Annotated in this window: 24 protein-coding genes; 16 read left to right on the top strand and 8 right to left on the bottom strand. The window is 42.3% G+C overall.

Going from position 1 to position 20,200, the window contains the following annotated elements; translation table 11 throughout:
* Window positions 1–77 precede the first annotated feature (77 nt).
* The 4 genes from ACY8DT_RS01880 to ACY8DT_RS01865 all read left to right on the top strand — a co-directional run bounded on the left by ACY8DT_RS01880 (window position 78) and on the right by ACY8DT_RS01865 (window position 2,306).
* Window positions 78–638, top strand: a complete 561-nt coding sequence (locus ACY8DT_RS01880) for a DUF7010 family protein (RefSeq protein WP_462421254.1) — start codon at window positions 78–80, stop codon at window positions 636–638.
* A gap of 22 nt (window positions 639–660) precedes the next feature.
* Window positions 661–1,005 carry an ASCH domain-containing protein gene (locus ACY8DT_RS01875; RefSeq protein ID WP_462421253.1) on the top strand — a complete coding sequence of 115 codons (345 nt, stop codon included), beginning with the start codon at window positions 661–663 and terminating at the stop codon, window positions 1,003–1,005.
* Between the two features lie 172 nt (window positions 1,006–1,177).
* Complete coding sequence (locus ACY8DT_RS01870) at window positions 1,178–2,131, top strand: GAF domain-containing protein (protein WP_462421252.1); 954 nt, start codon at window positions 1,178–1,180, stop codon at window positions 2,129–2,131.
* Between the two features lie 4 nt (window positions 2,132–2,135).
* The gene (locus tag ACY8DT_RS01865) at window positions 2,136–2,306 is read left to right on the top strand and encodes a hypothetical protein (protein ID WP_462421251.1); all 171 of its coding nucleotides are present in this window, start codon (window positions 2,136–2,138) and stop codon (window positions 2,304–2,306) included.
* Between the two features lie 81 nt (window positions 2,307–2,387).
* Here ACY8DT_RS01865 and ACY8DT_RS01860 read toward each other — a convergent pair whose 3' ends face one another.
* The 4 genes from ACY8DT_RS01860 to ACY8DT_RS01845 form a co-directional block, all read right to left on the bottom strand.
* Window positions 2,388–2,717 (bottom strand): hypothetical protein, encoded by a 330-nt coding sequence (locus ACY8DT_RS01860; RefSeq protein ID WP_462421250.1) that lies wholly within the window; start codon window positions 2,715–2,717, stop codon window positions 2,388–2,390.
* 83 nt (window positions 2,718–2,800) lie between these two features.
* A complete protein-coding gene (locus ACY8DT_RS01855) occupies window positions 2,801–3,490 on the bottom strand; it encodes a DUF998 domain-containing protein (protein WP_462421249.1) in 690 nt (229 codons plus the stop codon).
* A 65-nt stretch (window positions 3,491–3,555) separates the two neighbouring features.
* Window positions 3,556–3,951, bottom strand: a complete 396-nt coding sequence (locus ACY8DT_RS01850; RefSeq protein ID WP_462421248.1) for a hypothetical protein — start codon at window positions 3,949–3,951, stop codon at window positions 3,556–3,558.
* Window positions 3,952–4,103: 152 nt separating this feature from the next.
* A complete protein-coding gene (locus tag ACY8DT_RS01845) occupies window positions 4,104–4,871 on the bottom strand; it encodes a glucose 1-dehydrogenase (RefSeq protein ID WP_462421247.1) in 768 nt (255 codons plus the stop codon).
* A 361-nt stretch (window positions 4,872–5,232) separates the two neighbouring features.
* On the opposite strand from ACY8DT_RS01845, the gene ACY8DT_RS01840 reads away from it, so the two are divergent.
* Window positions 5,233–6,087, top strand: coding sequence for an alpha/beta fold hydrolase (locus ACY8DT_RS01840; RefSeq protein WP_462421246.1), 855 nt, complete (start codon window positions 5,233–5,235; stop codon window positions 6,085–6,087).
* Window positions 6,088–6,124: 37 nt separating this feature from the next.
* Here the strand turns inward: ACY8DT_RS01840 and ACY8DT_RS01835 are convergent, their stop codons facing one another.
* From ACY8DT_RS01835 to ACY8DT_RS01825, 3 genes are all read right to left on the bottom strand, one after another.
* A complete protein-coding gene (locus ACY8DT_RS01835) occupies window positions 6,125–6,454 on the bottom strand; it encodes a hypothetical protein (RefSeq protein WP_462421245.1) in 330 nt (109 codons plus the stop codon).
* Window positions 6,455–6,546: 92 nt separating this feature from the next.
* Window positions 6,547–7,956 carry a YfcC family protein gene (locus tag ACY8DT_RS01830; protein ID WP_462421244.1) on the bottom strand — a complete coding sequence of 470 codons (1,410 nt, stop codon included), beginning with the start codon at window positions 7,954–7,956 and terminating at the stop codon, window positions 6,547–6,549.
* Complete coding sequence (locus ACY8DT_RS01825; protein ID WP_462421243.1) at window positions 7,949–9,169, bottom strand: M20 metallopeptidase family protein; 1,221 nt, start codon at window positions 9,167–9,169, stop codon at window positions 7,949–7,951. The genes ACY8DT_RS01830 and ACY8DT_RS01825 overlap by 8 nt, the downstream gene beginning before the upstream one ends.
* 203 nt (window positions 9,170–9,372) lie before the next feature.
* Here ACY8DT_RS01825 and ACY8DT_RS01820 point away from each other — a divergent pair, with 203 nt between their 5' ends.
* The 3 genes from ACY8DT_RS01820 to ACY8DT_RS01810 all read left to right on the top strand — a co-directional run bounded on the left by ACY8DT_RS01820 (window position 9,373) and on the right by ACY8DT_RS01810 (window position 11,244).
* Window positions 9,373–9,918, top strand: a complete 546-nt coding sequence (locus ACY8DT_RS01820) for a hypothetical protein (RefSeq protein WP_462421242.1) — start codon at window positions 9,373–9,375, stop codon at window positions 9,916–9,918.
* A 336-nt stretch (window positions 9,919–10,254) separates the two neighbouring features.
* Window positions 10,255–10,653, top strand: coding sequence for a VOC family protein (locus ACY8DT_RS01815; RefSeq protein WP_462421241.1), 399 nt, complete (start codon window positions 10,255–10,257; stop codon window positions 10,651–10,653).
* 9 nt (window positions 10,654–10,662) lie between these two features.
* Window positions 10,663–11,244, top strand: coding sequence for a TetR/AcrR family transcriptional regulator (locus ACY8DT_RS01810; protein ID WP_462421240.1), 582 nt, complete (start codon window positions 10,663–10,665; stop codon window positions 11,242–11,244).
* 35 nt (window positions 11,245–11,279) lie between these two features.
* On the opposite strand, the gene ACY8DT_RS01805 is transcribed toward ACY8DT_RS01810, so the two are convergent.
* Complete coding sequence (locus ACY8DT_RS01805) at window positions 11,280–12,311, bottom strand: S66 family peptidase (protein ID WP_462421239.1); 1,032 nt, start codon at window positions 12,309–12,311, stop codon at window positions 11,280–11,282.
* 196 nt (window positions 12,312–12,507) lie between these two features.
* Between ACY8DT_RS01805 and ACY8DT_RS01800 the strand changes: the two genes are divergently transcribed.
* The 8 genes from ACY8DT_RS01800 to ACY8DT_RS01765 all read left to right on the top strand — a co-directional run bounded on the left by ACY8DT_RS01800 (window position 12,508) and on the right by ACY8DT_RS01765 (window position 20,018).
* Window positions 12,508–12,954: a hypothetical protein gene (locus tag ACY8DT_RS01800; RefSeq protein WP_462421238.1), complete on the top strand. Its 447-nt coding sequence runs from the start codon at window positions 12,508–12,510 to the stop codon at window positions 12,952–12,954.
* A 14-nt stretch (window positions 12,955–12,968) separates the two neighbouring features.
* Entirely contained in the window at window positions 12,969–13,397 is a 429-nt protein-coding gene (locus ACY8DT_RS01795) for a hypothetical protein (protein ID WP_462421237.1), read from the top strand.
* Between the two features lie 478 nt (window positions 13,398–13,875).
* Window positions 13,876–15,066: a MalY/PatB family protein gene (locus ACY8DT_RS01790; RefSeq protein ID WP_462421236.1), complete on the top strand. Its 1,191-nt coding sequence runs from the start codon at window positions 13,876–13,878 to the stop codon at window positions 15,064–15,066.
* 24 nt (window positions 15,067–15,090) lie between these two features.
* Window positions 15,091–16,371: an amidohydrolase gene (locus ACY8DT_RS01785; RefSeq protein ID WP_462421235.1), complete on the top strand. Its 1,281-nt coding sequence runs from the start codon at window positions 15,091–15,093 to the stop codon at window positions 16,369–16,371.
* A gap of 111 nt (window positions 16,372–16,482) precedes the next feature.
* Window positions 16,483–17,511, top strand: coding sequence for a Delta(5) desaturase DesA (gene desA, locus ACY8DT_RS01780; protein ID WP_462421234.1), 1,029 nt, complete (start codon window positions 16,483–16,485; stop codon window positions 17,509–17,511).
* Between the two features lie 273 nt (window positions 17,512–17,784).
* Entirely contained in the window at window positions 17,785–18,909 is a 1,125-nt protein-coding gene (locus ACY8DT_RS01775; RefSeq protein ID WP_462421233.1) for a sensor histidine kinase, read from the top strand.
* Between the two features lies 1 nt (window position 18,910).
* The gene (locus ACY8DT_RS01770; RefSeq protein WP_462421232.1) at window positions 18,911–19,510 is read left to right on the top strand and encodes a response regulator; all 600 of its coding nucleotides are present in this window, start codon (window positions 18,911–18,913) and stop codon (window positions 19,508–19,510) included.
* 40 nt (window positions 19,511–19,550) lie between these two features.
* Window positions 19,551–20,018 (top strand): SRPBCC domain-containing protein, encoded by a 468-nt coding sequence (locus ACY8DT_RS01765; protein WP_462421231.1) that lies wholly within the window; start codon window positions 19,551–19,553, stop codon window positions 20,016–20,018.
* Window positions 20,019–20,200 lie beyond the last annotated feature (182 nt).

The following is a 20,200-nucleotide window of genomic DNA, read 5'->3' as shown; positions in this document are numbered from 1 at the left end:
ATAAATTTACAACTAAATTTTGAAATTGCTTCCATGCAGTTTATAATGTAACTAAAAGCGCAGCAGAGGAGGCAGTTATGGAAGCAAATGAAATCGTATTGATTTTGGAGAGTCTGGCAGAGCTGAACCAGTATGGTGTCGCGTTTCTGATGTCTTTTGGTGTGACATGGATCGCCTGTGGTGTTTTCTGGCAGAAAACTACGGAAAATACAGCCGGGTATGCGACCCTGTTCCAAGGATTGGTCGCTCTGCCGGCCGCACTGCTGATTTCATATTTTATGGGTGCGCTGACCGAACGACCGGGCGGGGATATTTTTACACAGCTGGTGATGACAATCGCAATGAGCCAGATGTTGATTTTACCTTTGATCATCGTCATGCAGGCGAAAAAACAGCATACATTCATTCCATTTGTTTTCAGTGCCTCGTTGACGATACACTTCGTGCTCTATTTCTGGCTGTATCAGACATGGATATATATTGCGATGTCAGTCGCCATTGCTGCAGGCGGCGCTGTCATATATGCCATGGGTCAGAGTGAAAATAAAACCAGTCCCACAGGAAAGTCGGCTGCAGCATGCTGCTACTTTACCGGTGCGGTGCTGATGGCAGCGGGAACCGTGTTTTTATTTTTATAATTATTGATTGGGAGATGTAATTTTGGAACATACGATGGGGTTGTTCAAAGAACATTTGAATAATATTAAAAGTGGCAATAAAGTCATTGAAGTCAGATTGAATGATGAGAAACGGAGAAAGATCGAAGTCGGGGATACAATCCGGTTTATACAAGTACCGGACGAAGCAGAAGAGATTCGCGCAGAAGTGAAGGAGCTGACAGCCTTTCCAACGTTTAAAGATATGTACGAAAATGTTTCGGCGATAGAGATGGGTGCTCGTGGTGATACTATTGAAAAGATGGTAAATAACACATATGAAATCTATACACCGGAGCAGGAGCGGACGTACGGCACGCTTGCGATCAGAATAAAATACCTCGATTGAGTGAAACAGCCGGTTATTATAAGGAATCCATTTTGGTGAAAGCTGATCAAAATGGATTCTTTTATATTTGTATCCTGAGAGTCACGAGTAATTACTGATTGAATTATGTGCTGATTTGTATTATATTTAATACGAACATACGTTCTGTTTTTAGATGGGCAGGAGGTTTATTATGTCTAAAAAACACTTTTTCAGTTATGTAATCGGTCTTATTTTTGTGGCGATTGCTTTAATCATTGTCGCCGGCAGTTCTTCGAGAATATTGGAACAGGCCGACTTGGCAGCCGGCATCACTTATATTCACATCATTTTAGCCATATGTTCGATTGCCGGGCTATTTTCACTCACGGTAGAGGTGGCGAAGGGTTTCAGATCTTCTGCGGAAAAAATATCAATATTTGGATTAAGGTTCCACAACCCGGTGTATGACCCTTATTTTGAAGATATCAGCCTCGAAGAAATGAAAAGTATTCAGGAAGAAAACATGAAAATAAAAGAAGATAATCAGAAGCTTGAAAGTTTTACGGGTTCATTGCTGGATGAATTGGCAGTGAAGGATGTTGAGCTTGAAAATGTCCAGTATGTCAGTGAAACTTTTATCCGGCATCATAAAAACAGCAGCCGGCTGATCCGGTCCCTGACGAGTCTGATTGATGAAAATCATTCAGGATGGACAATGGAATTTTATAATAATGTTCTGGATGAATGTATCACTGTTCTGCACCAGGACCGCTCTGACAAGTCGTCGACGCTGTATATCATTGAAGATGATGTACTTAAAATGACTGCTTACCACAGAGTTAATTTCACGTCGACAAGATCAAGGGAATTTGAATACGGGGAAGGGTTTGCCGGTAACATATGGAAGACAGGCGAAGTGGAACTGGTTTCAAATATTTGCACGAGCACTTATTTTAAAGGAGATTTCTCACCAAATCATAACTACGGCTCCATCATAGGATTGCCCGTCAAAATTAATCACACCGTCGTCGGTGTACTGTGCATTCAAAGTGAAGGCATCGACGGCTTCATAGAAGCGGACATTAATACGTTGAAATTTTATGCAGACGTTTGTGCGCTTGCATATCATTATGATAATATTAACGTAAATAGTGATACGGGGTGATTGTATGGTGAGTGCTTCATTTAAAGAATCTGAAAATGATATTCTGAACAGTCAGCGGGAAAGTATAAAAGCCTCTAAAAAGCGTTCAGAAGCACTATACAAAAAAGCTGAAGAGCTGGGTTTCAAATCCAGGAAAAAACCGTCAGACAATCAAAAAAGTAAAAATGATAAGTAAATATATATGGCACTGCGCGTTTCTGCGTGGTGCTTTTTTGCATAAAAGACTGCCGGATCAAAGGTGTCTCCGGCAGTCTGATCATCGTATCCTTTTACTTAGCTTATATTCATATCCATTATAGACAAATGAAGTATGGTTGATATGTTTCAGCACTATATCGCTGATATCTTCGCGCCTTGATTCCAGACCAGGATCAATTTCATAGAGGAAATATTGTTCATCGTCAGTGATTAAATAGTAAGTGTTTCTTTGTACCAAATCTCTCACTGCAGTTTTATAGTTCAACGGGATGAATAAAAACAAGTCCAGTATATCCTTCACGGTCCGCCTGGCTTTTTGCGGCTGAAGCTCGATGATTTTAGTATCTGTTTTTGCCAGCATAAGAATCTTTTCTTCTGTTTTCTCCAAATTTACATGCCTCCTGGTGAAAAGATTATCCTAATGACTCAATTATATGATATATGAATATAATTCTGTTCGAAAACGCATCTTCATTTATGTTTTCTCCACAAAATAATCGCTGTGATACCCATCCAGAACCACACTGAAAAGTAGAGAAGTCTCTGCATCAGGCCAGCCGGAAAGCCGATGATTATCATAATCAGGCTCAAAGTGGAAATGACCATGCAGATGATCGTGAAGCGGGCAAGGGCGGGCCACTTGTGTCTGATGGATCTGGCGATCAAGAACATTGCAGGTATTTGCAAAATCATTGAAGGCATAGACGGCAGTGTATGAGCCCAGAAGTTGACGTCCGCTGGATAAATTCCCGATACTGTATAGCCGAGCCCGTAAATGATGAGAAGTACGGTCGCAGCGATTGTCCATTTACTGCTGCCCCAAAAGTGGTGGAGCAATACAGCACCTGAGGCAATCAGTATGCCGGTCAGTATGAATATGATATTCATTTCATGCGCCATGGGCGAACAGATTTCATATAGAGCGAGCGGGTAAGTGTTACTGCCGCATGACAGCACACCGAGGTCACTCATTGCCTGATCCATTATACTGTACGGTTTCGTTGTCCGGCTGATGATGAGTATCTCAATCGGGAAATATAACAGAAGTGCCATCCAGGATAATAAGCCGATTCTGGCAGGATATTGTGAGGTGTTGTGGCAGGTGTATAAAATGACTGAAATTATAATTAATATAGCGGTGACGATATAGTATTCAAACATTGGTTCATCCCCTTAAAAATCCCTTTAGGCAAAGTATACCTAAAGGGATTTAAAATGACGAACAGCTACCGGGTGCCCAATGATTTTTTCGTATACACAACAGTTGAAATGAAAGCGCTGGAAATCAAGATGGTGAATAATATCATAAACAGATGCAAAAGATGAATATCGAAAAGGTTTAATGCGACAACCGGCAATGTAACCGCAATGGAGATGAACATGACGATGAAACCTGTGATGATCCCTTTTTTGATTATCGATCGTTTTTCCACCTTGTTATTTTTGCGGAAATTTACAGATAAATATGAGAATGAAAAGCTCATCACAGCAACGATGATCAGACTATAGAAGGTGAGAAGCGGGGGAGGTGTCTGATTGATGATGAAATTTATCAAATAAATCACCGGCAGCACCGAGAAAAATGCACCGTAGACGATAAAAGAAATCTTATTATCATTCATAAAATCACCCTTTATATGACAATTCCCTTTAATTTCTAGTGCTACTCATAATAACATGTGAAAAGCATATAAAAAATGAATCTGTTTATTTCATGACAATAAAATTCCGCTGTGCAGGGATGGCCCCGCACAACGGAAAATCGGTTTTTATTTTAGAAACCTGCAGTCCAGCCGCCATCAACAGTGAGGACTGTACCGTTTACAAAACTTGCTGCATCAGAACCGAGGAACAGTGCAGCTTCTGCGACTTCTTTGGCCTGGCCGACTCTTGGCGACAGGGCGTGTGTCGTCCCGGCACGTTCCATGCCGAGCTCGCTGACATCTTTAATGCTTGAACCGATGTTCGTTTCGATGGAGCCCGGTGCGATGCCATTCACACGGATGCCTTTTTTAGCATACATCCAGCCGGTATTTTTAGTGAGTGCAACGACCGCATGCTTTGATGCACCGTAGGCGACACCAGCATGTGCGCCGTTCAGGCCGCCGGTTGAAATAGTATTGACAACCGTGCCTTCTTTTTCATTTTCCACCCAGTAATTGACAGCCTTGCGCATTGCACGCATAACACCTTTAGTATTTACATCGAAAATCTGATCCCATTTTTCATCAGTGATTTCACCGACAGGTTCAAATCCATCCATGATCCCGGCGTTATTGACGAGAATGTTCAGATCACCGAATGAATCAATTGCGGTATCGATCATATCTTCAATCTGTTTCTGGTCTGTAACATTGACGCTGATTGCCTGTGCAGAACCGCCGGCATCAGTAATTTCTTTTGCTACAGATTCGGCACCTTCAAAATTAAAATCTGCAACAATGACCTTTGCACCTTCTTTGCCGTAAAGAACAGCGATCTCCTTACCCATTCCTGAAGCTGCCCCTGTAACAACAGCGACCTTACCATCCAACTTTGCCATTCATAAAACCCCTTTTTATGTTATTGTGTTCAACTCTATTTTATATCTTGAATTCGAGATAGGCAAATTTTAGCGCTGGGAGGGGGAATCGTAAGCATGTGCTGAAATCCTCGAAAGCTTACGAAATCACTGTCGAGAATCGTAAGCTTAAACAAAAATCTTCAAAAGCTTACGAAATCAAAGGCTATAAACGTAAGCTTATCTTGAAATTAACAGAAGCTTACGAATCCGAAGCAGTAAATCGTAAGCTTCACTAAAAATTCATCAAAGCTTACGACTGTTATTACGGTTTTTATTCTTATCCGGATTTCTTAATCAATACCAAGGGTATAGTATCTAAATAATAAAATGAGGTGATTCAATGAGCAAATACGAATCGCAATATATAGAAGTGAACGGACTCAATTTTCATGTCAAAGTGGCCGGCAGTGAAGGCGGGGAACTGGTCGTTCTTCTGCACGGATTCCCAGAGTTCTGGTATGGCTGGAAGAATCAGATTGATGTACTTGCTGATAAAGGATACAGAGTGGTGGTGCCTGACCAGCGCGGCTATAACAAAAGTGATAAGCCTGAGGGTGTGAGTGAATACCACATCGATAAACTGGGACGTGATGTGGTGGACATCATCCATCATTTCAACCAGGACAGTGCAATCATCATCGGTCATGACTGGGGCGGGGCGGTAGGCTGGCATTTGGCAAGTACAGAGCCTGAAGCTGTTAAGAAATTCATAGCAATTAACATCCCGCATCCGGCAGTCATGCCTGAAGTCATGAAGCGGCATCCAAAACAAATATTCAAAAGCCTGTATATATTATTTTTCCAAATACCCAAGCTGCCAGAAAAGCTTTTAAGCATCGGTAGCTATAAATATATGGAGCGTGCCTTAAAACAATCCAGTAATAAAAATACTTTCAGCGAAGCAGATTTTAAAGAATATCAGAATGCCTGGTCGAGGGAGGGCGCACTCACCGGCATGTTGAACTGGTATCGGACGGCGCCGGTCAGTTTAAACAGTCTTGAGAGAAAAGTCAAAGTACCGGTCCAGATCATCTGGGGTGTCGGCGATCAGTTTTTATCCAAAGAACTGGCTGAAGCAAGTTTCAAGCTCCTTGAATCCGGCAATATTGCATGGATTGAAAATGCGACGCACTGGGTCAACCATGAACAGCCGGGAATGGTGAACAGACACATAATACGGTTTCTGGAAGAATGAAAAAACGCCATCGTGTAAGCACACGGTGGCGTTTCATCTACTCTATTACTTCAATGTACTTGAATTTATAACCCATAAAAACAAATGAATTTTGGTCATTTGATTCTTTGACTGCCTCAGACACATCATACGAATCATATTTTAAATCTTCATTCATTGAGTACAGTGTGTTTTTATCAGCATTTCTGATTAAAAAGTACGAGTTTACTTTGACTCTCTCCTCAAGTGCACTTTTAGAAGTAAAAGGGAGGTTCATGAATTCTGTAATGGCCATTCTTGCGAAAGACTGGTCCTTTCTTGGCTGCAAAACAATAATTTCATCTTTGGCTTCAGCAAGTTCCATAATCTTTTCTTCTTGTCTGTTCATAAAGCTTCCTCCAAAAGTATATGATGTCGTTCTTTAAATATAATATATGATAAACGCATGAAAACTACAATTAAAGGACATAACACTTTCGTTTAAAGTGGCCCCAGGTTGATGACTACTGCGATCGCAAGCAGGACCATGGATGCGAGTGATAAAAGTAAAAATAACGGCAGGAACCATCTGGCCCACTTCAACCACGGGACTGCTGCCACTGCAAGGCTTGCCATCAATGGTCCGGAGGTCGGATAAAGTGAATTTGATAATCCGTCACCTAACTGGAAAGCGAGTACTGAAATCTGTCTGTTGATGCCGATCATATCAGCAAGCGGTACTTGAATCGGCATCATGATTGCCGCCTGACCGCTGCCTGACGGCACAAAGAAATTGAATACCGAGTTGATGATGAACATCCCGATCGCAGTCAGTACCGGCGGAAACAGCTCAAGCGGGGCAGAGAGACCGTTGACGAGAGTATCCAGAATGTTTGCATTTTCCATGATTACGAGTACAGCTCTTGCCAGTCCGATAATTAATGCGCCATAGACCAGCTTCTTACAACCTTCCAGGAAAGTCAAAGTGAGTGTATTGTAGTTCATCCCGGCGATGATTCCGGCAACGAGCCCGATGATGATGAAGAATGCAGCCATGTGATCGGTGGTCCACTCGAATTGAACGACTGCAAAGACAAAAAATAGCAGCGCCAAAGCCGTCCATGTCAAAATGAGTTTATGTCTTAAGGTGAATTTCTCATCCAGCTCAGGATCTTCGTCATCTGCCTCAAGTACGCCCATTAAACTGCGGGCCGGATCATTCATGATCGTCTTACAGTATCTCCATGTGTACCAGATTGAGATGCCGACCAGAATGACAAAAGTTATAATTCTGAACATCATACCTGAAAATAAAGGAACATCAGCAATATTGTGGGCGATTCCAACCGTGTAAGGATTCAGGAAGCCGGCTGTAAACCCGATGAATGCCGCATTGAATGTGATTGCAACAGCAACAATCGCATCGAGCTTTAATGCACGGGCAAGCACGACACCGATTGCGACAAACGGAATCACCGAGTTGGCAAGTGCACCAACCGCTCCACCGAGTGCAAAGAGCGTCGTAATGACCGCAATCAATAAAAATTCTTTTCCTCGCATGTTTGAGATGGTCGACAGTATTCCTGCTCTGATTGCACCGGTTCTTTCTATCACTTCAAACATGCCTCCGGCAAATAACACCAGAAAGATCAAACCGCCGGATTCCACCATGCCGGTCTGAATCGCAAGGAATAAGTCCATGATACCGGCAGGGTTCGCTTCGGCAGAACTGAAGGAACCGGATATTACACGTTCCACACCATCGACCTCTTCACGGTCGAAAAGACCCGCAGGCACAAAATATGTAGCAACCGTTACAAAGAGCAGAACGAGAAATACGATGACGTAAGTGTCCGGCATCTCCCACTTTTTCTTTTTGGGACTTTGGTTTTTATTGTCAATGTCAGTCATGCGATGCCTCCAGTCCGAAGAGGTGATGAGCCACCGCCGTTAAAAGTACTTTACCGATGTTGACCATCGAACGCTCATCCGGGTTGAATTTCGGGTGGTGGAGGGAGTATCTGGGCTTTGTTTCATCACTGTGTGCTCCGACGAAGAAGAATGTGCCAGGAAATTCTTTTAAGTAGTCAGCAAAGTCTTCGGCAGTGAGCGCAGGTTCTTTATCCACCGTGCTCATTTCTGGCAGATGAGTGTCGACAAGTGCTCTTAAATTCCTGGTCTCGGGAATATGATTATAAACTGCATCATAGCCTTGCGCAAAATTCACTTCGGCGGAGGCTCCGAACTGTTCGGCAGTCGTTTTTGAAATATGCTCGATCCAGCCGCGGATCTGCTGCTTCGTCTTAGGGTTGAAACAACGTGAAGTGCCTGCAATATAGGCTTTGGATGGAATCACGTTATATGAATCACCTGAACGGATTGTCCCGATCGTAACCACTCCGGATTCACGCGGATTGAGCCTGCGGCTGATGATATTTTGCAGATTGCCGACCAGCTGACAGCCGGCGACCAGTGTATCGACAGAAGAATGAGGCATCGCCCCGTGGCCGCCGTCGCCGTATAAATTGATTTCAAAATTATCACCGGCGCCCATGGCGTAGCCTTCGGTAAAACCGATTTCTCCAAGCGATCCCTCGTCCCATACGTGGGCCCCGTATATATGATCGACATCTTCAAGCAGACCGGAAGCGATAATCTCCGAGGCACCGCCAGGGGGTTCTTCTTCTGCATGCTGATGTATAAAAATGATATTGCCGTGGAGTTGATCTTTGTACTGGACCAAAATTTTTTCAACCATCATCAGAGCAGTTGTATGTATATCGTGACCGCATGCATGTGTCACACCATCGACTGTAGATTTATAGGGCACATCTTTTTCATCCTGCATCGGCAGAGCATCAAAATCTGCACGGAGTGCCACTGTCGGCCCGGGGAAACTGCCACGGAGTATACCGACGACACCGCTTGTACCCACATTTTCATGAGTCTCTATGCCCAGAGTTTTTAAATGATCAGCTATGATCATCGGTGTGCGCACTTCCTTAAAAGAGAGTTCCGGATGCATGTGAAAATCCCTTCTTACTTCGATCATATCCGGATAGATCGACTCCAGACTGTCAACCATCTGGACTAATATTTCTTTGGAATCAGTAATATACGTCATTAATAAGACCTCTTTTATCAATATTATGATATTCATAATAATACATTAAAATGCAAAAGTAAACACAGTGTAGGAATGGATAAAACTTAAAAAAGCGTTTGTTGACGGAGTTCAACATTTTATGAATAAAAGTATAAATGCTTTATGAATGGCGCGGAAAACTTTAAAATGGTAGTAACTTGCAAAGAAGGTTGTTGAGGAAAATGGATCGGAAGATGAATATAAGGGTGTTGAGAAAGACAGGTGTTTTCGGATTTTGGAAATCGGTCAATTTTAAATTGGATGATGAAAAGCATGGAGCCATTAATAATGAAGAAGAACTTACAGTCGATCTGCACAGGCAGGGTGCTCTTTTTCAGATCAACTATAATGAAATTTTTGATCTCAGCAACAAAGTCACCGTCAAAAATGGAGATGTAGTGTTGATCCGGCACACGATAGCCAATTATTTGCTGTATGGCCTGCTGGTATCATTGCTGATATTGCCGGCCATGTTCCCAATCTATGAAAATTTCGGGTTGTGGGCATTTATTCCGCTGGTTTTAGCTGTGTTGATTACGGCTAGATACTCAAATACATTCAAAGTGGAAGTGCTTGAAAATATGTACGCACGTGAGAAAAGTAGAGAAGCAATCTCAAGAGAAGCGGTGAAAGAGGAGTACGAGGGCGGCGTCATCAATTACAAGAAAACTTCGGAGTTACGCGAGGAGGATCTTAGACGGCAGAGCAGGAATCTGGAAGAGACTTAGTGTTTTGAGAAAGTTATTTTAGCTGTCCCGACATCGAATTGAAACGATGTCGGGGCAGTGGTGTTTTCCCGACATGGTGCGAAAACGATGTCGGGGCAGTGGTATTTTCCCGACAAGGTGCGAAAACGATGTCGGGGCAGTGGTATTTTCCCGACAAGGCGCGAAAACGACGTCGGGAGGTCACCATATACACCTGCTAGTTAATGAAATAATAAGATAATCCTTTTAAGAATGCCGGATGAACATTATAACAGGCGTTCTTTTATTAAAATTATTTACATACATACTGTTTGTATGTATAATGGGTAATAAGTAAACAAAAGGGAGGAAGGGATTATGAAAAGTTTTTATCCGGTGATCATGACGGACAAAGTTTCTGAAACTGCAGAGTTTTACGTTGGTAAATTTGATTTTGAAAAGACTTTTGAGATGGACTGGTATGTCAATTTGAAAAAGGGGTATCATGAGCTGGCAGTTCTGGATTGTAATCATGACACTGTACCCAGGCATAAAAGGGGCAGAAAGACGTCTGATGTAATTTTAAATTTTGAAGTGGATGATGCTAAACTTTTATACGAAGAATTAGTTATTGATCAAAAATTACCGCCATTGCTGGAGCTTAAAGATGAAGATTTTGGGCAGAGGCATTTCATTATCGAAGATTTAAATGGCATCATGATTGATGTCATTGAAGAAATTGAGCCATCAGAAGAATTTAAAAAACATTTTATGTAAGGAGACAATATGAGAAGAACAGAATCTGAAGCTGAAGAGACAAAGAATGAATTGATGACAGTTGCTGCCAGGCACTTTTCAAAATATGGATATGGAGAAACGAGTCTCGAGACGATTGCCAGTGAAGTGAGTATGACGAGAGGTGCGCTTTATCATCATTTTAAAAATAAAAAGGGCTTGTTCATAAAGGTTCTTGAGGTCCTTCAAGCTGAGGTGTCCGATGAAGTTGTCGCTGCCTCTGATAAGTGGGAAGACAACTGGGATAGATTATATTACGGCTGCCGGACATTTATAGAGGCTTCTGTCAGCGACACACATCGTCAGATCATTTTAATTGATGCGCCGTCGGTACTCGGTTGGAATGAGTGGAGAAAACTGGATTCGGAATACTCTATGAAAAATTTAAAGCATCTTTTGTCTTTAATGAAGGAAAATGGTGAGATCAAAGATTTGTCACTTGAGATGCTGACGCATTCACTTTCGGGCGCAATGAATGAAAGTGCGCTGTTCATCGCATCAAACCAGGAGAGCGCCTCCGTCGATGCGGCAATGGATGTGCTGGAAAACTACTTTGAAGGTTTGAAGAAATAAGAGAAAGTGACTTATTCAAAGCCACTTTCTCTTTTTTATTCTATGACGGCACTTTCCAAAATTTCAAAAGTGAGGTTTTCAGTATCAACTTTTGCCTTCAGGCCGTAAGGAACGATGAATTTCGGTTCATTGTGGCCGAAGCTGAGGTTATACAGTACAGGCAAATCTTCTCTACCGGCTTCTCTTAAGATTTTCTGCCAGACTTCTTTATACTCATCATAATATATTCCTGACTCCGGACGGCCGATGACGGCACCGTTGATTCTATCGAATATCCCCATCACAGATAAAGATCTTAAATTATCTTCAAGCGCTTCAGGGGAAATATTTGATTCGGCATTCTCGAGAAATAAAATCCCATCGTCAAACCGATTCAAATCCGGAAATAGTTCCGTGCCTCGAATGTTGTTAAACACTTCAAAACATCCACCGATCAGATGACCCTCGGCAATACCATCGCCATTAATACTTTCGTAGCCGCTGTTATCCATCAATGGCCGTCTTTTATCTTTATTCTCAATATCCCATTGTAAACCGAATTCGCGCAATTTGGCGGCGGGTTTTATTTCTCCGATGGGTTCTGTACTGAACCATGTCTTCCTGATTGATTCAACAGTGTATTCATCCATCTCGATATTTTCTGCAAAGTCCGTGAGCAGAGCAGGACCGTAACTTGTGGATATCCTGTTATTATAGAACATCAGATGATTGGAAGTGGTGTCGGAATAACCCGAGAAAATTTTAGGGTTGTTTTTTAGTGCATCAAAATCGATGTACGGCAGCAGTCGGATGCTTTCTTTGCCACCGATTGCACATATGATCGCTTTGACTTCCGGATCTTTCAGAGCATCGTTTAAATCTTCGGCACGTTTTTCTGGATGTTCATATAAGAACTCGATACCTTTGAAAGCGTGCGGCATCACCTTGACTTTCAAGTTGAAAGTTTCCTCGATGTGTTTGATGCCCTGGTCCGCACGCCAGCGGATCCCCGGTTCCCCGGCCAGCCCGCTGGACAGTGAAACGATTGCGACCGTGTCGCCTTCATGTAGACGCTGTGGTTTGATCATGAAATTCCCCCTCTGGTTGTTTTGTGCAATTATACCATCATTAAAGTAATTCATAAAAGTGTATATCCGCTATAAGCGGGTATCGACTCTATAAGAGCGGTGTTGTAATAATTACTGAACTGTCCTGTATTACAATCGGGCGAACCTCTGGTAATGAAATTTAAGAGATACATAGTATCAAGGAGGAGAGACGGTAATGCACATTAAAGTGAAAAGGAAATATAACAGACTCGATTCAATCACACCTACAATCATTCAAATTAATGATGAGCAGGTCGGGGATATAAAAAGCGGTGAAGAAAAAACTGTCGAGCTGCCGGATGAAAGTGCCGAGTTCAGGCTGTCGCCTTTATTTGAAAAAGTGGAGGCAGTTCCTGTGAAAGACGGCGATATCGTGATGATCAGCCGACGGACGATTCATTATGTCCTGCAGTTCATTGCGTTATTTCTTGCGCTCTCACCGGGTGTCATGATGGCTGTCAATATTGAATACTGGCCATATCTCATTTTTTTCATCATTGCCGTAGGAATAGTATTCATCATCGATTTTATCATTAAGACCTATCAGGTCGAAGTCATCGGTGACAGTGAAAATGATAAACAGAAATTTGAAAATCAAGCCAAGTTCAATAATCATACTTAAAGGAGAATTGAATCATGTCTGTAACAGTCATCAGGAAAAAAGAACGAGTCAACAGTGAATGGACAGAGCTGGAGGTTTATATAGATGGAGAAAAAAAGCTTTCGATAATGGGCAATGGTTCATCTGAAGTTCAATTAGAAAAAGACTCTGGGGAATTGAAAGTGAAGAATTTCATGTCCAAGTCGGTGCGGAAACAGGTTGACAGTGGCGATACAGTAGAAGTTTCGACCCATCCTGTCGTCAAATATTCCATTTATCTGATACCGGTTATGATTCTTCTAATGACTGTATTTTCATATTTTAAACTGTTGAACTTGTGGATATTGACAGTCCTGACTGCTGTTATCATCGTAGTGTTAATGTTTGTCAAGCCGCTTCAATTAAAGGTCATGAGACCGGGACGCAAGAAGGTGGAAGAAAGTCAAAACGACACATCATTATAACAGACGAAAAATGTTTCAAAACATTCATGAAAAGGTAAATCATAATAAAAATGAATGTCGGAAGGACGTGCGAAGTTTATGAATGCACTCATCATTTTCGGTGGCGGCACAATATTGATCGCTGTAATAATAGGGTTGATTTTTAAAGGCGTCGGCAAATCGAAAGCAGATAAATAGTAGAAATGACAACGATCGGCAGACTGCTGTTAAAAAGCAGTCTGCCGATTTTTCAGTTATTAAATAAAATGATCAACACAAAAATAATTACGATTATCATCGTAATCGATATGCCATACTTCATTTGAATGACCTCCTGAAATTATATTCGCTTTATGTTGTTATTCATATAATACCCAAAAATTCCGGGCGGATAACAATTAGCATCAATTTAAATGCAGCGGTTCAAAATATTGATAATAGGCCGTCTGATGCTAAAATCAGAAGTAGCTGTAGAATGAACTGAAAGGGGAGAACATGTATGATTTATAATTTTGATGAACCGGTCGACAGACGCGGTACATACTCCGTCAAATGGGACGGGGGAGAGTTGATCAAAGAGATGGGATTGACTGAGAGATATGATGAGGAAACGATTCCTTTATTTACAGCCGATATGGATCTGCCGGCACCTCAGCCGGTCATTGATGCATTGTATGCCACGGTGGATCATAGAATTTTCGGCTATTCCATCTTCCCGGAGGAATATGATAATGCCATTCAAAACTGGTTTCTAAGAAAGCATGACTGGAAAATCTTAAAAGAAGAGATTGTTTACTGCCCGGGAACGGTGCTCGCTGTGAACAAGGCCGTGACTGCATTTACCGAAGCGGGCGACGGCATCATCATTCAAAGACCGTCCTATCCGCCGTTTGCGGGTGCCGTGGAGGGTAATGAAAGAACACTTCTCAACAATCCTTTGAAACAGGATGACGATGGAAAATACCAGATTGATTTTGATGACTTTGAGGAAAAAGCAAAACTGGATACGACGAAGATGTTTATTTTGTGCAATCCTCATAACCCGACGGGGAGGGTTTTCAGTGATGAGGATCTGCTTCGTCTCTCTGATATTTGCAAAGATAATGATGTGCTGCTCATCGCTGATGAGATTCATGGGGATATTATACGTAGAGACCAGTCATTTTCCCCAGTTGCAGCGCTGGTTGATGATACTGAACATATCATCACTTTAACTGCGATAAACAAAACATTCAACGTAGCTGGACTTCACTGTTCAAATATCATCATTACCGACCCGGATAAAAGAGAGACGTTCAAAAATGAACTGGGTATGCAGATGCCGTCACCGTTTACAATCGCAGCACTGATCGCTGCCTATAATGAAGGGGATGAGTGGCTGGAACAGTTGAATGACTATCTTGATGAAACAATTGAATTCACGACCTCATTTTTAAAAGAGAATATGCCGAAAGTTGACTTTCATATTCCCGAGGGGACATATGTCATGTGGCTCGACTTCAGTGGATATAATATCAGCCCGGAAGCAGTGCATGACCGGATTTATAATAAGGCGAATGTTCTATTGGAAGACGGGGACATGTTCGGCGAAGAAGGTGCGGATTTCCAGAGAATCTGTCTGCCGTCCCCGAGACCGATGATTAAAGAGGCACTTGAAAGGATCAGCAGTGAGTTTGAAGACTTGAAGTAAATTTAAAATGAAAGGAGTGTCTACATGTCTTTGTCGGAAAGGAACAGTTTAAAATATGCCGAAGCGGTAGAAGATTACGTGATTGGTATAAGAAGAGATCTGCATGAACATCCGGAAGTGAGCGGCGGGGAGGACAGGACGATCAGACTGGTGACTTCCGAGCTTGAGGGTATGGGGCTTTCTTCCGAAGTGATCCATAACGGCGGTGTGTTATCTATTATAGAAGGGAAGAACCCCGGAAAAACATTGGTTTTAAGGGCTGATATGGACGCGCTTCCCATGACTGAAAATAATAATAACCTTAAAGGTGAGAAGACGGTTGTTTCTAAAAATGACGAGGCTGCACATATGTGCGGCCATGACGGGCATACTGCGATGCTGCTCGGGGCGGCTAAAATTCTTTCTGAAAATAAAGACCGATTGAACGGACGTATAATACTCGCGTTTGAACAGGGTGAGGAAAATGGCCGGGGCATTGTCGGGATATTGTCAAGAATTTTGGAAATCGGCGCAGACGGCGTATGGGGCATCCATTTGAAATCAGATATTCCGTCAGGGAAAATATCAGTCGATCCGGGACCGAGGATGGCGGGAGCTTTCATGTTTGATGTCAGAATAGATGGAAGCGGCGGCCACGGGTCAAGGCCGGACCTGGCAAGTACGCCTGTCGATGTCTTTACCGATTTTTATAATCACTTGAAATCCAGCCGGATGAATTCCCTCGATCCATTCAAGGCCATTACATTTTCAATCGGCAGTGTAAATGGTGGTTCGAACCATAATGTCATTCCGGAAAGTCTGAACTTCAAGGGCACTTACCGCTTCCTACATTATGATCAGGGGGTAAAGGCCGAAAAGGAATTCAAAGATAAGCTGGATAAAATCGCAGCACTGCATGACTGTACATACGAATATATCATTCCGCCGAAAGCGATGGATTTATCCGTCTATAATCAGGAGGACTGTGCAGCAATCGCATCGGAAGCCGTGAAGGAGTCGATTGGTGAGGAGTGTCTTTATAATTATCCTGCCTGGATGGCATCAGAACCTTTTGCGCTTTATCAAAAATATCTGCCGGGAGTGTTCGCATTTTTAGGGATTGAAAATGAAGAGAAGGGGACGGGTGCGGATCATCATAACTCGAAATTTGATATCGATGAAGATGTATTGAAGCTCGGCGTGGCATCAACCGTTCAATATGCACTTTATTTTCTTGACATTGATAAGGAGATCTCATTTAAACCTGAAGAGACAGAAGTGAAAACATTTGCGAAAACCGCCGGATTCCAGGTGGAATGGCCATAAAGATCACAAACATGACAAATGTCATATATAAGTCCTGACAAATCAGTCTGTTGCATATCTGCGCCTTCTCCCATAATTATATTTGATAAGATTACAGGGAGAGGGAAGCAAATGACTAAACAAAAACAGGCACAGCTAAGAAAAGCAGTAATGCCATATGCAAAGTCCCGGACTAAGACGAGCATCATCCAGCTGCTCAATACAATACTGCCTTTTTTCGCACTATGGATTCTGGCATATCAGTCTCTCAGCATTTCGTTCTGGCTGAGCTTGCCATTCAGTATTTTAGCAGCGGGTTTTATGATACGTACATTTATAATTTTCCATGATTGTGCACATGGATCATTTTTCAAAAATAAAAAGCTCAACAATTTCTTTGGCACATTTACAGGTGTAATCACACATTTCGCCTATGACAGATGGAAAACGGAACACGCAATGCACCATGCAACGAGCGGTAATCTGGATAAGCGCGGAATCGGCGATATCTGGGTCATGACAGTAAAAGAATACGAAGAAGCAGGCAAATGGAAAAAGTTACAGTACCGTCTGTACAGAAATCCAATCGTTATGTTTGGTCTCGGACCGCTGCATTTATTCCTTAATGCAAATCGTTTCAACCGTAAAGGAGCAAAAAGGAAAGAACGACTGAACACCCATCTGATTACATTAATTTTGATCAGCGCTTACTTATTGATCGGCTTTACTTTAGGCTGGCACGTATTATTGATGGTGCAGCTGCCGATCGCGTATATCGCAGGGGTGGCCGGCATATGGCTGTTCTATGTCCAACACCAGTTTGAAGACTCTTATTTTGAAAATGAATCAGAATGGGACTTTGTCAAGGCGGCAGTCGACGGCAGTTCCTATTACAAATTGCCGAAATGGCTTGAGTGGATGACGGGCAGTATCGGTTACCACCACGTCCATCATCTGGCACCGAGAGTACCGAACTATCTTTTGGAAGAAGCGCACACCAATACACCGCCCCTTCATAAGGCAACGACAATCACTCTGAAGACAAGTCTGGAGTCGATAAAATTCAGATTGTATGATGAAGATAACAAAGTGTTCATCACTTTCAAACAGATGAAAGAACAGCTGGCAAAAACTAAAATGTCACAACCGACGACACACTGATATAAATACAGCGGGACCACTTAAAATCTTAGGATTTTGGTGGTCTTATTTTGATTGGCAGAGATTTAACGACGTGAATTCGATTTGAGATGTATTTTCAATGTGTTCAAATCGATTTTTGGATGTGAATTCGATTTGGGAAGAATTTTTGGTGCGCTTAAATCGAATACGACAATAAAATGCTTCTAAGTAGCAGTGCTGCAGGGGGAATCGATGTTTATTATACATCCGAACTGTTACAATTAAACAAATCAATGAAGGAAGGCATTTTGAATGAGAGACTGGTATCATATTTTCGCCAAAAACACGGGACTCAGTTTATATATATGGATTATTTTCTGTGTACTGCCATTTTATTTCATATTCCGGTCCACATCGTCTTTAGAGATTGTGTTTGGAGTGGTCGCTACTCTGCTCTTCTTTGCGATATTTTGGCTGACGTACAATGAAAAAGGCCCCAGAATATATATCGGCCTCAGTGTGGAGTTCGCAATCAATATTGTCATGACGTTTTTATTCGGCTATGTGTACTTCGCCTTATTCATCGCATTTTATGTCGGCATCATCAAGAGCAGGGCGGGGTTCATCTCAATGTACGTGATACATCTGGTGACGACGGTCGGTGCGATGGTTATCGGCTTTATCGATAATTATTCTCTGTTCCTGAATCATCTGCCTTTTTTGATTATGACGGTGCTCGGCGTAATCCTGATTCCAATCGGTAAACGCAGCCGTATTCAGACTGAAGCGCTTGAAGGGGAACTTGAAATCGCACATCAAAGGATAGCGGAGCTTGCGATTGTCAATGAGCGGCACAGAATTGCCAGGGACCTCCACGATACACTGGGACAGAAATTATCGATGGTCGGCCTGAAGAGTGAGCTGGCATTGAAACTTATAGATAAAAATCCGGCCAAGGCGAAAGAAGAGTTGGTGGATATCCAAAATACTTCAAGACATGCTTTGAAAGAAGTGCGTGAAATGATCAGCAACATGAAACACGTCCGTTTAAAGGATGAGCTGCAGGTGGTTGAAAACATTTTGAATATGACCGGCATCAACAGTGAAATTAATATGAATGTGGATGTCGAAGATATTCCGGTGCTGATTGAAAACATTTTAAGCATGTGTCTCCGGGAATCGGTGAATAACGTAGTGAAGCACTCGAAAGCTTCCAACTGCTGTATAGATTTAACCGAGACGAAGGGGGACATTCTGCTCAAAGTGAGTGATGATGGAAAAACTGATGATATGAACTTTATTTACGGAAATGGTCTGGAGGGTATGAAGGAGAGGCTGTCATTCATCAATGGTGAGTTCCAGGCAGGCCGTTCATCTGATGGTTTTGAAATAAACATCGCTGTGCCAAAAGTGTTGAAAGAGATTGAGGAGGGTTAATATGATTAAAGTTGTACTGGCTGAAGACCAGAATATGCTGCTCGGTGCTTTAGGCTCATTGCTCGATATGGAAGAAGACATAGAAGTGGTGGGTAAGGCTGCTAACGGTGAAGAGGCATTGAAACTGGTTGAGGATCTGAATCCTGATATTTGTCTGATGGATATTGAAATGCCGGTGATGACCGGACTGGAAGCGGCTGAACATTTGATGGCTCACGAGTGCAAAGTAATCATCTTAACCACATTTTTACGTCCGGGTTATTTTGAAAGAGCAAAAAAAGCCAATGTCCGCGGCTACTTGTTAAAAGACAGTCCGAGTGAAACTCTTGCTCAATCCATCCGGCAGATTATGAAGGGCAAAAGAGTCTACTCACCGGAACTGATCGAAGTCGCTTTTGAGCTGGATAACCCGCTTACGAAACGGGAACAGGAAATCGTCCAGCATCTGGCGGACGGCGAACCGACGAAGAAGATTGCAGAAAAACTCAATCTGTCCAACGGTACAGTAAGGAATTATGTTTCAATCGTGCTCGATAAAATGGATGCCAAAAATAGAATTGAAGCCATTTCGAAAGCGATTGATAAAGGCTGGTTAAAATAGGGTAGAGATAAATTAGATATATTAACTAGGAGGTTGACTAATGTCTGAAAGAGTTGATAAAGCAAACTTGTTGATCAGTGCACCGCAGGAGACTTTATATCAAGCATTTTTAAAAGAAGATGCATTCAAAACCTGGTTTACACCGAATGATATGACGAATGAAATCGAATCTTTTGAGCCGACAGAAGGCGGTAAATTCGTAGTCAATCTAATTTATGACGATGAAGAAAAAGCAGGTAAGACGGTGGGCAATGTTGACCGTTTTACCGGAACTTTCAAAGAGTTGAATCCATATAACAGAATCGTCTTTGATATCGATTTTGACACAGAAGAAGAAAGGTACAAAGAAATCATGGAGCAGGAATGGACTCTGATTGACAGGGGCAGCGACACGGAAGTGAGCGTAGTCTGCAGAAACGTTCCGGAAGAGATTGATCAGGCAGTTCATGAACGGGCGTTAATACTCAATTTATATCGACTCGCCGACTACGTCGGAGCAACAGAATAGATTAAAATTTGAAGTATAAGAATAGAAGCTGCCGAAAACAATATGTTTTCCGGCAGCTTCTATCGTTTCAGAGATGTGGATCCGAGTACATTTGGAATTCAGACAGACTTGCTCGTTTTAAAGTACAGAATCCGAGCATAATTGGAAATACTATAGGTATACTCGTTTTATCAGTACAGAAT

The organism is Salinicoccus sp. Marseille-QA3875 (assembly GCF_054950095.1).
The sequence above is the reverse complement of the archived record's forward strand: the minus strand, read 5'-3'. Positions and strand labels throughout refer to the sequence as shown.

What these genes read in the sequence shown, in the direction of transcription:
- ACY8DT_RS01805 (WP_462421239.1), bottom strand. Translation starts at nt 12,311, where the DNA reads ATGATCAAACCACAGCGTCTACATGAAGGCGACACGGTCGCAATCGTT.
- ACY8DT_RS01840 (WP_462421246.1), top strand. Translation starts at nt 5,233, where the DNA reads ATGAGCAAATACGAATCGCAATATATAGAAGTGAACGGACTCAATTTT.
- ACY8DT_RS01865 (WP_462421251.1), top strand. Translation starts at nt 2,136, where the DNA reads ATGGTGAGTGCTTCATTTAAAGAATCTGAAAATGATATTCTGAACAGT.
- ACY8DT_RS01850 (WP_462421248.1), bottom strand. Translation starts at nt 3,951, where the DNA reads ATGAATGATAATAAGATTTCTTTTATCGTCTACGGTGCATTTTTCTCG.
- ACY8DT_RS01775 (WP_462421233.1), top strand. Translation starts at nt 17,785, where the DNA reads ATGAGAGACTGGTATCATATTTTCGCCAAAAACACGGGACTCAGTTTA.
- ACY8DT_RS01815 (WP_462421241.1), top strand. Translation starts at nt 10,255, where the DNA reads ATGAAAAGTTTTTATCCGGTGATCATGACGGACAAAGTTTCTGAAACT.
- ACY8DT_RS01830 (WP_462421244.1), bottom strand. Translation starts at nt 7,956, where the DNA reads ATGACTGACATTGACAATAAAAACCAAAGTCCCAAAAAGAAAAAGTGG.
- desA (WP_462421234.1), top strand. Translation starts at nt 16,483, where the DNA reads ATGACTAAACAAAAACAGGCACAGCTAAGAAAAGCAGTAATGCCATAT.
- ACY8DT_RS01785 (WP_462421235.1), top strand. Translation starts at nt 15,091, where the DNA reads ATGTCTTTGTCGGAAAGGAACAGTTTAAAATATGCCGAAGCGGTAGAA.
- ACY8DT_RS01800 (WP_462421238.1), top strand. Translation starts at nt 12,508, where the DNA reads ATGCACATTAAAGTGAAAAGGAAATATAACAGACTCGATTCAATCACA.
- ACY8DT_RS01845 (WP_462421247.1), bottom strand. Translation starts at nt 4,871, where the DNA reads ATGGCAAAGTTGGATGGTAAGGTCGCTGTTGTTACAGGGGCAGCTTCA.
- ACY8DT_RS01825 (WP_462421243.1), bottom strand. Translation starts at nt 9,169, where the DNA reads ATGACGTATATTACTGATTCCAAAGAAATATTAGTCCAGATGGTTGAC.
- ACY8DT_RS01870 (WP_462421252.1), top strand. Translation starts at nt 1,178, where the DNA reads ATGTCTAAAAAACACTTTTTCAGTTATGTAATCGGTCTTATTTTTGTG.
- ACY8DT_RS01855 (WP_462421249.1), bottom strand. Translation starts at nt 3,490, where the DNA reads ATGTTTGAATACTATATCGTCACCGCTATATTAATTATAATTTCAGTC.
- ACY8DT_RS01835 (WP_462421245.1), bottom strand. Translation starts at nt 6,454, where the DNA reads ATGAACAGACAAGAAGAAAAGATTATGGAACTTGCTGAAGCCAAAGAT.
- ACY8DT_RS01790 (WP_462421236.1), top strand. Translation starts at nt 13,876, where the DNA reads ATGATTTATAATTTTGATGAACCGGTCGACAGACGCGGTACATACTCC.
- ACY8DT_RS01820 (WP_462421242.1), top strand. Translation starts at nt 9,373, where the DNA reads ATGGATCGGAAGATGAATATAAGGGTGTTGAGAAAGACAGGTGTTTTC.
- ACY8DT_RS01795 (WP_462421237.1), top strand. Translation starts at nt 12,969, where the DNA reads ATGTCTGTAACAGTCATCAGGAAAAAAGAACGAGTCAACAGTGAATGG.
- ACY8DT_RS01770 (WP_462421232.1), top strand. Translation starts at nt 18,911, where the DNA reads ATGATTAAAGTTGTACTGGCTGAAGACCAGAATATGCTGCTCGGTGCT.
- ACY8DT_RS01810 (WP_462421240.1), top strand. Translation starts at nt 10,663, where the DNA reads ATGAGAAGAACAGAATCTGAAGCTGAAGAGACAAAGAATGAATTGATG.
- ACY8DT_RS01765 (WP_462421231.1), top strand. Translation starts at nt 19,551, where the DNA reads ATGTCTGAAAGAGTTGATAAAGCAAACTTGTTGATCAGTGCACCGCAG.
- ACY8DT_RS01880 (WP_462421254.1), top strand. Translation starts at nt 78, where the DNA reads ATGGAAGCAAATGAAATCGTATTGATTTTGGAGAGTCTGGCAGAGCTG.